The 13,935-nt window shown below is 61.4% G+C and carries 15 protein-coding genes and 1 tRNA gene; 4 read left to right on the top strand and 12 right to left on the bottom strand.

Annotated elements, in window-relative coordinates; genetic code table 11:
- Positions 1-108: 108 nt before the first annotated feature.
- Together HZY77_RS06315 and ispB are read right to left on the bottom strand one after the other, a co-directional pair.
- A tRNA-Pro gene (locus tag HZY77_RS06315) sits at positions 109-185 on the bottom strand.
- A gap of 74 nt (positions 186-259) precedes the next feature.
- Complete coding sequence (gene ispB, locus HZY77_RS06310) at positions 260-1,228, bottom strand: octaprenyl diphosphate synthase (RefSeq protein WP_296819859.1); 969 nt, start codon at positions 1,226-1,228, stop codon at positions 260-262.
- Between the two features lie 167 nt (positions 1,229-1,395).
- On the opposite strand from ispB, the gene rplU reads away from it, so the two are divergent.
- From rplU to cgtA, 3 genes are all read left to right on the top strand, one after another.
- The gene (gene rplU, locus HZY77_RS06305) at positions 1,396-1,707 is read left to right on the top strand and encodes a 50S ribosomal protein L21 (RefSeq protein WP_018078920.1); all 312 of its coding nucleotides are present in this window, start codon (positions 1,396-1,398) and stop codon (positions 1,705-1,707) included.
- Between the two features lie 12 nt (positions 1,708-1,719).
- On the top strand, positions 1,720-1,983 hold the full coding sequence (rpmA, locus tag HZY77_RS06300; RefSeq protein WP_018507686.1) for a 50S ribosomal protein L27: 264 nt from the start codon (positions 1,720-1,722) through the stop codon (positions 1,981-1,983).
- A 94-nt stretch (positions 1,984-2,077) separates the two neighbouring features.
- Positions 2,078-3,139, top strand: a complete 1,062-nt coding sequence (gene cgtA / locus HZY77_RS06295; protein ID WP_296819856.1) for an Obg family GTPase CgtA — start codon at positions 2,078-2,080, stop codon at positions 3,137-3,139.
- Here the strand turns inward: cgtA and HZY77_RS06290 are convergent.
- The 10 genes from HZY77_RS06290 to HZY77_RS06245 form a co-directional block, all read right to left on the bottom strand.
- A complete protein-coding gene (locus HZY77_RS06290) occupies positions 3,136-3,408 on the bottom strand; it encodes a hypothetical protein (RefSeq protein ID WP_296819854.1) in 273 nt (90 codons plus the stop codon). The two genes, cgtA and HZY77_RS06290, sit on opposite strands and share 4 nt — an antisense overlap.
- Complete coding sequence (locus HZY77_RS06285; RefSeq protein ID WP_296819851.1) at positions 3,405-5,495, bottom strand: VWA domain-containing protein; 2,091 nt, start codon at positions 5,493-5,495, stop codon at positions 3,405-3,407. Before HZY77_RS06285 ends, HZY77_RS06290 begins: the two co-directional genes overlap by 4 nt.
- Before the next feature lie 29 nt (positions 5,496-5,524).
- On the bottom strand, positions 5,525-6,337 hold the full coding sequence (locus HZY77_RS06280; RefSeq protein ID WP_296819849.1) for an AAA family ATPase: 813 nt from the start codon (positions 6,335-6,337) through the stop codon (positions 5,525-5,527).
- Between the two features lie 13 nt (positions 6,338-6,350).
- A complete protein-coding gene (locus tag HZY77_RS06275) occupies positions 6,351-6,812 on the bottom strand; it encodes a DUF4124 domain-containing protein (RefSeq protein WP_296819846.1) in 462 nt (153 codons plus the stop codon).
- A gap of 8 nt (positions 6,813-6,820) precedes the next feature.
- Positions 6,821-7,732, bottom strand: coding sequence for a YkgJ family cysteine cluster protein (locus tag HZY77_RS06270; protein WP_296636911.1), 912 nt, complete (start codon positions 7,730-7,732; stop codon positions 6,821-6,823).
- Between the two features lie 175 nt (positions 7,733-7,907).
- On the bottom strand, positions 7,908-9,929 hold the full coding sequence (gene aprA, locus HZY77_RS06265) for an adenylyl-sulfate reductase subunit alpha (RefSeq protein WP_296819843.1): 2,022 nt from the start codon (positions 9,927-9,929) through the stop codon (positions 7,908-7,910).
- Positions 9,930-9,947: 18 nt separating this feature from the next.
- A complete protein-coding gene (aprB, locus tag HZY77_RS06260; RefSeq protein WP_296771264.1) occupies positions 9,948-10,433 on the bottom strand; it encodes an adenylyl-sulfate reductase subunit beta in 486 nt (161 codons plus the stop codon).
- A gap of 177 nt (positions 10,434-10,610) precedes the next feature.
- Entirely contained in the window at positions 10,611-11,819 is a 1,209-nt protein-coding gene (gene sat / locus HZY77_RS06255; RefSeq protein WP_296819842.1) for a sulfate adenylyltransferase, read from the bottom strand.
- 163 nt (positions 11,820-11,982) lie between these two features.
- Complete coding sequence (locus HZY77_RS06250) at positions 11,983-12,396, bottom strand: hypothetical protein (RefSeq protein WP_296819839.1); 414 nt, start codon at positions 12,394-12,396, stop codon at positions 11,983-11,985.
- A 122-nt stretch (positions 12,397-12,518) separates the two neighbouring features.
- Complete coding sequence (locus HZY77_RS06245) at positions 12,519-13,229, bottom strand: type 1 glutamine amidotransferase (protein ID WP_296820847.1); 711 nt, start codon at positions 13,227-13,229, stop codon at positions 12,519-12,521.
- 88 nt (positions 13,230-13,317) lie between these two features.
- Here HZY77_RS06245 and HZY77_RS06240 point away from each other — a divergent pair, with 88 nt between their 5' ends.
- Positions 13,318-13,878, top strand: coding sequence for a TIGR02281 family clan AA aspartic protease (locus tag HZY77_RS06240; protein WP_296819837.1), 561 nt, complete (start codon positions 13,318-13,320; stop codon positions 13,876-13,878).
- The last annotated feature ends 57 nt before the right edge of the window (positions 13,879-13,935 follow it).

Here is a 13,935-nt window from a genome sequence, read left to right as displayed (position 1 = left end):
ATCCGTCAGGCGGATAAGGAGAGGCACGCTGTCCGCTTCCGCCGGCTGGCGATGTAGGCGCGTTAGACACAGGCGCGTGCCAGGCGAACATGGTGCTGGAATGACCGTTGGTCGGGGTGAGAGGATTCGAACCTCCGACTCCTGCGTCCCGAACGCAGTACTCTACCAGGCTGAGCTACACCCCGAGGCAGATGGCGGGTGCCGGACCGATGTCCAGCCTCCCTTTTTGAAGACTACCGGGAAATTCAAAACCACGCGGTCAGAAACTACGGTCAACCGCGAAAGCCGCTAATTGTAGCAAAGCTGATTTGGATTTTGAATCCGGTAATGCAGAAATTGCATTATTTGCCGTCTGGATTTCCTTCTGCGCGACTTCGCGGGTGTAGTGCAGGGCGCGCGTATCCTTGATTGCAGCGAGCACGCTCTGGAATTCAGTCAGCCCGCCGTGCTCGATGGCTTGGCGAATGCTGGCGGCCTGTTCCGCCGTGCCATGCTTCATCGCATACAGCAGTGGCAGGGTGGGCTTGCCTTCGGCGAGGTCGTCGCCGATGTTCTTGCCGGTCTTGAGGAAGTCGCCGGAATAGTCGAGCACGTCGTCGATCAGCTGGAACGCCGTGCCGAGGTGCATGCCGTAGCGTGCCAGCGCGTCCTTCTCTTCCTCGGTGCCGCCGCCGATGACGGCGCCGAGCCGGCCGGCGGCCTCGAACAGCTTGGCGGTCTTGTAGCGGATGACGCGCAGGTAGTTCTCTTCGTCGATGTCGGGGTCGTGGCAATTGAGCAGTTGCAGCACTTCGCCCTCGGCGATGGTATTGGTGGCGTCGGACAGGATCCGCATGACTTCCATGTTGTCCACGGCCACCATCATCTGGAAGGCCCGGGAATAGAGAAAGTCGCCGACCAGCACGCTGGCTGCGTTGCCGAACAGCGCGTTGGCGGTTTCGCGGCCGCGCCGCAGTTCGGATTCGTCGACCACGTCGTCGTGCAGCAGGGTCGCGGTGTGGATGAATTCGACGACGGCCGCCAGTTCGTGATGCGCACGCCCCGAATAATTGAAGCAACCGGCCGACAGCAGCACCAGGGCCGGACGCAGGCGTTTGCCGCCGCTGTTGATGATGTACTCGGAAACCTGGCGGATCAGCACCACGTCGGAATACAGGCTTTGGCGGATGACATGATCGACTGCACGCATGTCGTCGGCCAGAAAGGATTGCAGGCTCTCCAGGGACACGATAGGGGCTGGTTGTTGGGAAATCCTGCAATGTTAGCAGTCTGTCCGTGGTTTTCATCGCTTGCGCTGGGATAATACTGCATGGCGCGCGTCAAATCGTTTGACTTGCCATGGGTTCGCCGCTAAAATCTCGCGCTTTCCTGGGTTCGTATTGGTTGGAGACCCCCATGTACGCAGTCATCAAAACCGGCGGCAAGCAATACCGCGTGAGCGCCGGCGACAAACTTAAAATCGAAAAGCTCGAGGCCGAGATTGGCAGCGAGATCACCTTTGACCAGGTGCTGATGGTGGGCGACGGTGCCGACATCAAGATGGGTGCCCCCATGCTGCGTGGCGCTACGGTCACAGCCACGGTGCTGAACCAGGCGCGCGGCGACAAGATCAAGATTTTCAAGATGCGCCGCCGCAAGCACTATCGCAAGAGCCAGGGCCATCGCCAGTACTTCACCGAAGTGCAAATCGGCGGCATCACCGCATAAGGAGCACATAACATGGCACACAAGAAAGCAGGCGGCAGTTCGCGTAACGGTCGCGATTCGGAGTCGAAGCGTCTGGGCGTGAAGCGCTACGGCGGCGAACTGGTTCTGGCAGGCAACATCATCGTGCGTCAGCGCGGCACGCAGTTCCATCCCGGCGACAACGTCGGCATCGGCAAAGACCACACCTTGTTCGCCAAGGCGGACGGCACGGTCAAGTTCGAGGTCAAGGGCGCTGCCCGTCGCCGTGTCGTTCGCATTGAACCGGTCGCAGCCTGAGTCGATTTGAACTGAGTCCGACTCGTTCGCCAAAAAGCCCTGTCCGCCGGATGGGGCTTTTTGTTTGTGCGGGGTTAATTAGGATCACTCCACTATGAAATTCATCGACGAAGCGAAAATCCAGGTGCTGGCGGGCAAGGGTGGCGACGGCAGCGCATCGTTTCGCCGTGAAAATACATTCCCAAGGGGGCCGGATGGTGGCGACGGCGGGCGCGGCGGCAGCGTGTATGCGGTGGCTGACTGCAATATCAACACACTGGTCGAATTCCGTTTCAAGCGGAGTTTCAAAGCGCAGAATGGCGAAAACGGGCGCGGCGCCCAGTGCTACGGCAAGGGCGGCGAGGATCTGACCATCCGCGTGCCGGTGGGCACGGTGTTTACCGATATCAATAGCGGCGAGGTGGTGGCCGATCTGGCCGAAAACGGCCAGACCGTATGTCTGGCCAAGGGCGGCAAGGGTGGCCTAGGCAACCTGCATTTCAAATCCAGCATCAACCGCGCGCCGCGCCAGCACACGCTCGGGGAGCCGGGCGAGGAATGGGAACTGGCGCTGGAGCTGAAGGTGCTGGCGGATGTGGGCCTGCTGGGTATGCCCAACGCGGGCAAGTCGACCTTCATCCGTGCGGTGTCGGCGGCGCGCCCCAAGGTGGCCGATTATCCGTTCACCACACTGGCGCCCAATCTGGGCGTGGTGCGGGTGGATAGCGAACGCAGCTTCGTCATCGCCGACATTCCCGGCCTGATCGAAGGCGCGGCCGAGGGGGCCGGCCTGGGGCACCAGTTCCTGCGCCATTTGCAACGCACGCATCTACTGCTGCATCTGGTCGACATCTCGCCGCGCTGGGAGGCCGGCGACCCCGTTCACGAAGCGCGTGCCATCGTCGAGGAACTGCGCAAGTACGACCCGCAACTCTACGACAAGCCGCGCTGGCTGGTGCTGAACAAGATCGATATGGTGGACGAAGCCGAACGCGAGACGGTGGTGGCGAAATTTGTCGCCGACTATGGCTGGACAGGGCCGGTGTTCGTGATTTCGGCGCTCGATGGAACCGGCTGCAACGCGTTGACCTATGCGGTGATGGAGTATCTGGGAACGCAGGCGCGTGTACCTGCCGAGACGGCGCCCCACGTCCCGATGGAACCCGCTGCCGATTAATCGGCCTGTGACTCGACGGGCGCGTCGCCGCCCACGCGTTTCCAATCGTTTTCCAGTAGTGCTACCTGGTATTTGGCCCAGTGCGCAAATTCCAGCGCGCTGCAATGCCCTTTCTTGCGGCGGCAGGTGCCGGCGACGCCTTTGAAGTGGTAGACCGTTTCGCCGGTTGTGGCATCGGTGGCGATCTGGGCGAGCTGGCGCACGCCCCAGGTTCGGCCGTAGGCACCGTTGCTGTAGAAGAATCCCACTTTCAGTTCGTCGAGGCTCATGTTGTGATGCGGCGGTAGATGTCGGTGACTTTCACCGGCAATTGTCGCACGTCGTCCAGGATGATGTAACGCGCCGCGCCATACATGTGCGGCAGATAGTCGCGCGCGTCGCGATCGAGCGTGATGCAGAAGGGATGGATGCCGGTGCGTGCCGCCTCCAGCAACGCCATGCGTGTGTCCTCGATGCCGTACTGGCCGCGATAGACGTCGAAATAGTCATCCGGACGGCCGTCCGAGAGCGTGACCAGCACGCGGGTTTTCGCCTCGACCTGATTCAGCAGCTTGGTCATGTGACGCAGGGCAAAGCCCATACGGGTGTATTCCTGCGGACGGATGCCGGAGATGCGGGCCTTTACCTCGTCGTCGTAGCGTTCGTCGAAGGTCTTGATCCGGAACAGTTCGCAGCGCTTGCGCGTGGTGCCGGAAAATCCGTAGATTGCATAGCGGTCGCCCAGCAGTTCCAGCGCCTCGCACAGCAGGATCAGCGCTTCGCGCTCGGCCTCGTTGATCCAGCCCTTGGTCGAGCCGCTCATGTCGACCAGGAAGGCCACGGCGATGTTGCGTTCGGCACGGTGCAGGCGCACGAACAGGCGGTCGCTCATTTCACTGCCATCCTTCGCATCGGCGAGGGCTTCGATCAACGCATCGAGGTCGATCTCGTCGCCCTGGACCTGCCGCTTCTCGATCCGGTTCTCGTCGCGCAGCGCTTCGAATTTTCGGCGCAGGTGCTTGACCACGCCTGCGTGTTTACCGAGCGTGTCGTGGTAGAAGTCGTCGTAGGCCGGGGTGACGGTTTTNTCCCGCATCACGCACCAGTTCTTGCGGTAATGCTGGCGGCCGTGATCCCACTCGGGATACAGTTCGGCGCCCTTCTCGTGATAGGTGCCGTGCCACACCGCATCGGGATCTTCGGGCTGGTCGAAGACGAGGTTCGGGTCGTACTCGCCGTCGCCTGCAGGGGTCAGGTAGTCCGGAGGGATCTCGCCGAAATCGAGATAGACCGAGGTCAGCAGCTGCTTGACGCCGTCGGGCGGCGCGACCGGCGCGTCGTCGAGGGTGATCTCGAAATCGAGCAGGCCGTTTTCATCGCGCGGCGTCACGTTCAGTTCTGGCGGTGTTTCAGCGGCGGACTGCGGATCGGGTTGCGTGGCCGTGTGTTCCTCCAGCAGTTCGGCCAGCTTGATGCGCAGCCGCGCTTTNTCCTTGTCCAGCCGGGCCATGCGAGCGGCGGCAATAGCATCCTGACGCAGGCAACCCTGATCGCTCCACTGCGGGCAGTCGGCATCCGAGTACGCGGCATCGAGCAGGGCCAGGCTGTCGGCCAGCGTGGCCTGGTCGGCGGCAAGCCTGGCCTCGAACCGCTGCCAACTCGGTGGCAACCCAGGATCGAGCTGTGCACGCAGACGCTGCATCTGCCGGTGTAGGCCGGGCAGTTCGCGGGCGATGCGCGCACTCAGGCGAAGGGTTTCCAATGCGTACAGACGGGCGAGTGCGCGCTCGGGATCGGCATATTTCGTGGCGACGCCTGCAAAGTCGGCGCGCAAGGTGCCGTAACGGGTTTGCGCCCACAGCAGCGCGACCGTGATCTTGGCCAACTGGAAGTTGTCGTCGAGATCCGGTAGCGCGGCGATCAGCGGCGGCAACACGATCCGCTCGCCGTCGGTCCAGGCGGCATCGCCTTCCTCGATGCGCAGCCGTCGTCCCGAGAGGCCGCAGACGAAATTCCCCAGGATGGGAGCGATGTCGTCGAACAGCGCGCCGGCCGCATCGTTCCGGTGCTGGGCCGCGTCGAAGCTGTCGACTTCCTCCATCACGCGTAGCGCAGTTTGCAGGCCTGTGCGGTCGAACACGTCGCAGGTATGCACCGCCCACGCTTCCAGCAGGCGCCGCTCCATGCGCGACAACAGGGCCGGCGCGCGGCGGCCGAATTGCCAAGCCAGTGTGATGTGGGTGGAAGCGATGCGGCGTATCCAGCCGAGGATGAAATCCTGCTCGTCGCGCGTCAGCGTGGCGAGCTCGGTGGCGAGCTGCTCGACCTTGAAATAGGTGAATTCGGTGTCCAGCCAGACGTGGAGGCTGGCCTCCATCTCGGCTGTTGTCAGTTGCTGCTGTGCCATCAGAAGATGGAGGAGGACAACTCCTGGATCGCTTTGAGCATGTCGGCGTCGTCGGTGACCGCCTGGGCGACGGCGGCTTTGCAGGCAGTGACAGGACTGACGCCGTCGGCGATCAATTTGCCCGCATGTACCAGCAGCCGCGTGGATGCGCCTTCCTCAAGTCCGCTCCCCTTGAGATTGCGCGTCATTTGCGCGAAACGGACGAGGTTGTCGGCGATGGCGTCGGATACGCCGGATTCGCTGGCGACGATGCGCCGTTCGAGCGCGGCCGACGGGTAATCGAACTCGAGTGCGACAAAGCGCTGCCGGGTCGATTGCTTCAGATCCTTCAGTACGCTCTGATAACCGGGATTGTAGGAAATGGCCAGGCAGAACTCGGGTGGCGCCTCGACGATCTGTCCGAGCTTTTCCATCGGCAAGGTGCGGCGGTCGTCGGCCAGCGGATGGATCACGACCATGGTGTCCTTGCGTGCCTCGACGATTTCATCCAGATAGCAGATGCCGCCGCAGCGCACCGCGCGGGTCAGCGGACCGTCGATCCATACGGTTTCGCCGCCTTTGACGAGGTAGCGGCCGACCAGGTCGGAGGCGGTGAGGTCATCGTGGCACGAGACCGTGATAAGCGGACGCTTCAAGCGCCATGCCATATGCTCCATGAAACGCGTCTTGCCGCAGCCGGTGGGGCCTTTCAACAGTACCGGTATTTGTTGCCGGTAGGCAGCCTCGAACAGTTGGATTTCTTCCCCGACGGCCTCGTAGTAAGGCTCTTTTTCGATGAGGTGGTGGGCGGGGTCGAGGGTGCGGGCATTCATGGTCGGGGGACTTTCAGAAGCAGCCGGACAGCTGTTTTTTGCGTTCGAGCTCTTTGACTTGCAGGTTCCACGCGTCCATTTGCTTCTGCGTATAACCTTTGCGGCGCGCCTGGTCCATCTTGTCGAATATCTGCCCAAGCTTGTTGGTCAGCGCGTCGCATTTGCTCGCCGATGCCCGGGAGGGCGGGGGCGCGCTGGTGCGACGGGTTTCGAGGCGAATCGGGGGCAGATTCCGTGGGCGGGGATTTCGGNNCTTGGATGTCGGAACAATAGTTGGCTGAGCGGGCTGCGCTTGTACAGGGTCGGGTTGCGGCGCGGGATCGATTTCGACGGTACGAACTTCCCGGGCGTTGTGGCAGGGNAGGTTGGAATACGTAACCTCACCCTTGGCATCGATGCATTTGTTGAGCGTGGCGGCTTCCGCGTGGGAAGCGAGCGCCAGTACGAGCACCGTCAGTCCAATCAGGCTTCGCATCGGCGGAATCAATGCTCGCCCGAATACTTGTCGTCCTCCAGCGCCATCTTTTGCTGGAACTCGGCTTCTTTCTCCTGCTCGGCCAGGGCGCGGCGACGTGCCAGACGCTTTTCGTAGGCGTCCGGGCGTTCCTCGACAAATTTCTCGCCGAACAGGGTGTGGCGCAGGAAATTCAGGCCGAAGTCGAGCAGGGCCTCATCGTCGGCGATCAGCAGCGCCATGACGTCGACCGGGATGTCGTAGGTGTCGTTGAAACTCGGGCTCATGACGAAAGCGCGGAAACGATCGACGTCGTAGCTCGCCATGAAGAAGAGCTGGTTGGAGACCGGAGTCGGCTTGCCGATGGCGGGGCCGGCTGATTTGCGTTTGACCACCAGCTGACGCCAGGCGTGCGCCTTCCGGTCGTATTCGTCCACGCCCTGTTCGCGGCGGTATTCCTCGATGGTCTGGGTCTTGTCTTCGAAATGGCCAAGGCAGTGCGGCTCCTTGACCATCGCATAGGCGCTGCGGTCGACGTATTCGTCGGAGCGGCGCATGGTCAGCAGGGCGACGGGGTAGTAGCGGCAGGCCGTGGGGCGGTCTTCATAGACGCCGCAGCCCTCCGGCGTCATGAACTGGCAGGCGGTGCCGCCCTCGACCGGGTTCAGCTTGATGCCCGGCATGCCATCCTTGTCCATCTCGAACGGGACCGAGTACTGCTTGAGAAATTCGCCCGACGACATGTCCAGGCGCTTTTTCAGGCGCAGGACATCATAGGGTGTCAGCGGAATGTCGATGTTGGAACAGCAGGCGTTCCAGCATTTGACGTCGCGGTGGCAACGGAACTGCAGTTTCGCGTCTTCCGCCAGCATGATGGGTTTGACCGGGCTTCCCGCAAACGGGGAATCGGCAATCATGTCCTTGAATTCGGCTTCGTTCATCTCACTACCTTACCTTCCGGGGCCTGGCCCCTCACTTCAAAAACAACATACAAACGGGAACGCGTAGGTTACGCGCTTTCGGCTGGATGCTGAACAACCTTGTTGCTCTTGCTGGTATCGCTGCCGGAAAAACCGGGCGCCGTTAGGCGCCGGAGTTCACTGCGAACCTAATGAATCAGTGGGCAGCGGGCTTGAACAGCTTGGACTTGTCGACCAGATCCACGTGGGCGCGCTTGAAGCAGTTCCACTGTTTGGAGTTCTTGTCGTAGACCGAGTTCACGAAGCAGTGCCAGTTTTCCTCATCGACAAAGTTCTTGTCCATGCGGTAGTAGAAGCCGGGGTAACGGCTTTCTTCACGGAACTGGATGTGCTTCATGTGGGCTTCGGCCGTCAGGATGCGGTGGTAGTTTTCCCACGCGCGCAGCAGTTCGTGCAGGTCCTTCGCACGCATCTTCTCCGCGTCTTCCTTCAGCATGTTCAGCTTGTCTTCCGCCACGCCCAGCATGTTGGCATTGGTCGTGTAGTAGGTCGCGACGCCGGCAACATACTCGTCCATGATCTTCTGCAGACGGAACTGCAGCATCTTGGGCGTGATGTAGTTGGGGTTGACGTCGATCGCCGTGGTGTAGTCCTTGTGCTCCAGGAAGGTACGCACCGGCTTGTAGATGTCTTCCACCAGCTGCTCGACGGAGGTGTCGAGTTCGGGCTTCAGGTCCTTGTTGTCGATGCAGTACTTGACCATGGACTTGGCGCACATGCGGCCTTCGGCGTGCGAGCCGGAGGAGAACTTGTGGCCGGATGCGCCCACGCCGTCGCCGGCGGTGAACAGACCCTTGACCGTGGTCATCGAGCGGTAGCCCCAGTTCCAACCCTTGGGCAGGTGAGCCGGGATCTTGCCCGCATCGGCGTGGTTTTCGTCAGTCGGGGCGCCCAGATCTTCGGGACCCGACACCCAGATGCCGCAGCAGCCGGAGTGCGAACCCAGCAGGTAGGGCTCGGTCGGCATCAATTCGGAGTTCTTCTTCTCCGGCTCGATGTTCTCGCCCACCCAGATACCGCACTGGCCGACGCACATGTCGAGGAAGTCTTCCCAGGCTTCGGCTTCGAGGTGCTTCACTTCGCGCGGGGTCAGGGTCTCACGCAGTTTCGCGAGAGCGGTCACGGTGTCCATGTAGATGGGGCCGCGGCCTTCCTTCATTTCCTTCAGCATCAGGTGGTTACGCAGGCACGATGCGGGAACGGCTGCCTGCCCGTAGGGNGGNTAGTCGTTCAGCAGTTCCTTGTTCTTCTGCATGTAGACTTCGCCGTAGGCGTTGACGGCCTGGGCCTTGAACAGCAGGAACCATGCGCCGACCGGGCCGTAGCCGTCCTTGAAGCGGGCGGGCACGAAGCGGTTTTCCATCATGGTCAGCTCGGCGCCAGCTTCGGCAGCCATCGCGTAGGTCGAGCCGGCGTTCCACACCGGGTACCACGCACGGCCGGTACCTTCACCGACGGAGCGCGGACGGAAGATGTTCACGCAACCGCCGGCGGCCAGCAGGATGGCCTTGGCCTTGTAGACGTAGACCTTGTGGTCGCGGGTCGAGAAGCCGACGGCCCCGGCGATGCGGTTGGGGTCGTTCTTGTCGTTGACCAGCTTGACGATGAAGATACGCTCCTGGATGCGATCCATGCCCAGCGCCTTCTTGGTGGCTTCGGCCACGATCCACTTGTAGGATTCGCCGTTGATCATGATCTGCCATTTGCCGGAACGCACGGGCTTGCCGCCATCCTTCAGCGCGGGCAGGCCTTGCGAGCCGTCATGGCGCTCGCCGTTTTCGTCGGTCTTCCAGATCGGCAGGCCCCATTCCTCGAACAGGTGCACGGAATCGTCGACGTGACGGCCGAGGTCGTAGGCCAGGTCGTCGCGGGTGATGCCCATCAGGTCGTTGGAGACCATGCGGGCGTAGTCGGCGGGATCCTGCTCGGTGCCGATGTAGGTGTTGATCGCGGATAGACCTTGGGCAACGGCGCCGGAACGGTCCATCGCGGCCTTGTCGACCAGTTTGATCTTCAGGTCCATGCCCAGCTCGGCCTTGGCGGCGTCTGCCCAGCGCATGACTTCGTAACCGGCGCCGCAGCAAGCCATGCCGCCGCCGATCAGGAGGATGTCGACTTCCTCCTGGATAACTTCGGGATTACCAAATTCTCCAGCCATTTCGTTTACCTCTCTAAATTACTTGCGAATCAGTTCAGCAGGATTGCCGGCGCGGTAACCCTTGGTGATGCCGCCATCGGCCGAGCCCGTAAAGAAGCCGGTGGCCGTGATGTTGGCCAGGCTGGCAGTCGGCTTGCCGCCGAAGGGGTCGATCGAGCCTTCGGGCGTGGTGCGGATCGGGAACTTGAAGCGCTTCAGCGTGCCGTTACGGAACTTGATGGTCCACATGATGGAGTCGGAACCACGCAGGGGCTGCACCATGCCGCCCAGCGGCACGACGTCGGCGTAGTGGCGGGCTTCGATCGCCTGCTGCGGGCAGATCTTCACGCAGGAATAGCACTCCCAGCACTGCTCGGGCTCCTGGTTGAACGCGCGCATGGCATGGCCGGTTTCCGAACCGTCCTTGTCCAGTTTCATCAGATCGTGCGGGCAGATGTACATGCAAGCGGTCTTGTCCTGACCCTTGCAACCGTCGCACTTGTCGGTACGAACATAGGTTGGCATTACAGTCTCCTAAAGTTAGCTAACAATCCGCGTACGTCGCGGTCCGCTTAGAACTGAACCCGTCCTTGGCCGGGGCGACTCGCGAATCCGCTTCCGGTAGGCTCGTGTCCTAAAACTCTTTTCTGGCCACAGTGCGGCGCAGAAAAACGGACGGTCCGTGGACCGTCCGCAAAATCATCATGCCGCCGAGTGACCTTTCAACTCGATCTTGACGTTTTGTTCGGCGGTCAGCCCGGCGTAGTACTTCTGGAGCACTTTCGCGACTTCCGGGCGGCTGAATTCGACCGGCAGGTCCTGACCTTCGGACAGCATCGAACGCACCTTGGTGCCGGACAGCAGGATGCGGTCGTCCTTGGTGTGCGGGCAGGTACGCTGCGAGGCCATGCCGCCGCACTTCTTGCACCAGAAGGTCCAGTCGATGTTCATGTTCTGCGTTTCGAGCGAGCCCTTGGGGATCTCGTCGAAAATCTTCTGCGCGTCGAACGGGCCGTAGTAGTCGCCGACACCGGCGTGGTCGCGGCCGACGATCAGGTGCGAGCAGCCATAGTTCTGGCGGAACAGCGCATGCAGCAGCGCTTCGCGCGGACCGGCATAGCGCATGTCGAGCGGGTAGCCGGCCTGGATCACGGTGTTGGGGGCGAAGTAGTTCTCGACCAGCACGCTGATCGCTTCGGAGCGGACTTCAGCGGGGATGTCACCCGGCTTCAGCGCGCCCAGCAGCGAGTGGACCAGCACGCCGTCCATGGTCTCGATGGCGATCTTGGCCAAGTATTCGTGCGAGCGGTGCATCGGGTTGCGGGTCTGGAATGCCGCGATCTTGGACCAGCCCAGCTTCTCGAACAGGGCACGGGTCTCGGCCGGGGTCATGAACTGGTCGCCGTATTCTTCCTTGAAGGTGCCGGTGGACAGGACCTTGACCGGGCCGGCCAGGTTGTACTTGCCCTGCGCCATGACCATCTTGACGCCGGGGTGCTCGAGGTCGGTGGTCTTGTAGACCTGCATGCACTCGTGCGCCTTGTCGATGGTGTACTTGTCGGTCACCTTCATGGTGCCCATGATCTCGCCGGATTCGCCGTCGACCAGGGCGATCTCGTCGCCGTCCTTGATGGACTCGTCGTCGGTCGAGAGGGTGACGGGGATGGGCCAGAACAGGCCGTTTGCCATCTTGTAGCCGTCGCAGACGCCCTGCCAGTCGGACTTGGTCATGAAGCCGTCCAGCGGGGTGAAGCCGCCGATGCCCATCATGATGAGGTCGCCGGTTTCGCGCGAGCTCATCTTGAGCTTGGGCAGCGAGGCTGCGCGGGCTTTNTCGGCGACGAGTGCGTCGCCCGTCAGTAGCAGGGGTTTGAGTTCACCGCCGCCATGGGGGCGTACCAGTTTGGACATGCTGTCTCCTCAGACTGTATGGGGGTATTAGAGTCTGGGCAGAATAGCACCGGGGGAGCCCTGAATAATCCTTTATTTTTATTTGAGGATAAGCAGGTTTGATATTAATCGCAAAAATGAAAAAGCCCGGATTACCCGGGCTTTTTCATTCAAAAACAAATCGTTATGCGTCAAAGAAGGCTGGCATGTCGGTTTGCTCGGTCTTAATGACGTCGACCCAGGCGGGTTTGGTATCGCCGCCGGCCGCGGCCAGTTTNTTGGTTTCTTCGTAAAGCATCTTCCAGCGGTTGTAGAGACAGTCGCTGACCTTGCGCATACCCGAGTCGAAGTAGGAGTTGTGCAGGTCGCCTACGGTGCGGGTGAAGGATTCCATCTGCTCCAGCAGGTTATGCGGGTAGCCGTGGCGGTTGGGGTCAGCATATTTGACCATTTCGCGTTTGACTGCGCGCACGAAGACCTTCTGGCCTTCGGTAAGGTCGGCTTCGGTTCGCGGCGCGCCGCCGAAATTCATCACTTCGTTGATGAAACCGTTCAGGCGCTCGCCGAAATCGAAATTGGCGTAATCCACGTTCTGCATAAATCCTCCAATATTTCCTGTTTCAGGTATTCAGGTGATGCTGTAAGACTGGATATGACTCCGCTGCCTATCCTACGCCGCGCGATGCGGCTGTCCAGCGTCTTCCCGGGGCGGTCTTGCGATTATTTTCTAAGCCCTTGAATCCAGCGGGAATAAATTTTGTCCGCCAGTTCATGGAGGCGGGCGATGCGGGCGGGCAAATCCGCCTGGATCGCATCGGGCGACTGCACACCGGGACTGTCGCTGGTGGCGATTTCGTCGGCGCCGTTGTCGCACCAGCTGGCGACGAGTTCGGGCGTCATTTCAACATGGCATTGCATGCCGATATGGCGGTCGTTGAGCACATAAGCCTGGTTGACGCAGAAGGCGCTGTCGAGAAGGCGCGTGGCACCCGGCGGCAGGGTGAAGGTTTCGCCGTGCCAGTGGAATGCCAGCATGGGCTGCGTGGTGTCGCCCAGCCAGGAGCGCGCAGCGTCGGCGTCGGTGATGCGAACGTCGCCCCAGCCAATTTCCTTGACCGGATTGGCGCCGACCGTGCCGCCCAGCACTTTGGCCATAAGTTGGCCGCCCAGACAATGGCCGATCACCGGAATGTCCGAGGCGACCGCCTGGCGGATCAGCGCCAGCAGNGGCGGGATCCAGGGCAGATCGTCATTGACGCTCATCGGGCCGCCCATCAAGCAGACGCCTGAAGCGCCGTTAAGGTTTTCAGGCACGCTGTCGCCGGCGTCGACGCGCACCAGTTGCCAAGGAATGCCGTGACGATCCAGGAATGTGGTGAAATACCCCGGCCCCTCGGTGGGCGAATGACGGAAAACCAGAACAGGACGCATGATGCCTCTCAAGAAGAAAACGGTCGCGATGATGATAGCTGTTGGCGGGTTGGCCTGCACAACCGTCTGGGCCACAAGCATATCGGTGGTGGGCCTGTTCAAGGACAAGGCGATCGTCAGTATCGACGGCGGTAAACCGCGTACCCTCAGTGCGGGGCAAACGATCCAGGGCGTGAAACTGGTCTCCGCGGATTCCGACAGCGCCAGCTTCGATATTGAGGGCAAGCGCCGGACCCTTGGCATGGGCCAGTCGTTCGCGGGTGGTACGGCGACGGACAGCCGCCCGAGCATTTCCCTCACGGCCGACGCGCGTGGTCATTTCGCGGCGGCAGGTGCGCTCAACGGATATCCGATGACCTTTCTGGTCGATACGGGTGCTACCGCCATCGCCATCAGTGCAGCCGAGGCCAAGCGTATCGGAATCGACTACCGGTCGGGCCAGCCGGTCGGTGTGGGGACTGCGGCGGGTGTGGTGCCTGCGTGGCGCGTCAAGTTCAATACGGTCAAGGTCGGCGGCATCTCGGTCAACCAGGTGGACGGGATGGTGGTGGAAACCGGTCTGAACGTGCCGTTGCTGGGGATGAGCTTCCTGAACCGGATGGAAATGAAGCGCGATGGCCAGACGATGACGCTGACGCAGCGTTACTGATTATTCGTTGACATCAAAACACAAGGCCTGCAATGCAGGCCTTGTGTTTTGATGGGT

Origin of the sequence: Thiobacillus sp. (assembly GCF_013693775.1) — a bacterium.
In the GTDB taxonomy this organism is placed as follows: domain Bacteria; phylum Pseudomonadota; class Gammaproteobacteria; order Burkholderiales; family Thiobacillaceae; genus Thiobacillus.
The sequence above is the reverse complement of the archived record's forward strand: the minus strand, read 5'-3'. Positions and strand labels throughout refer to the sequence as shown.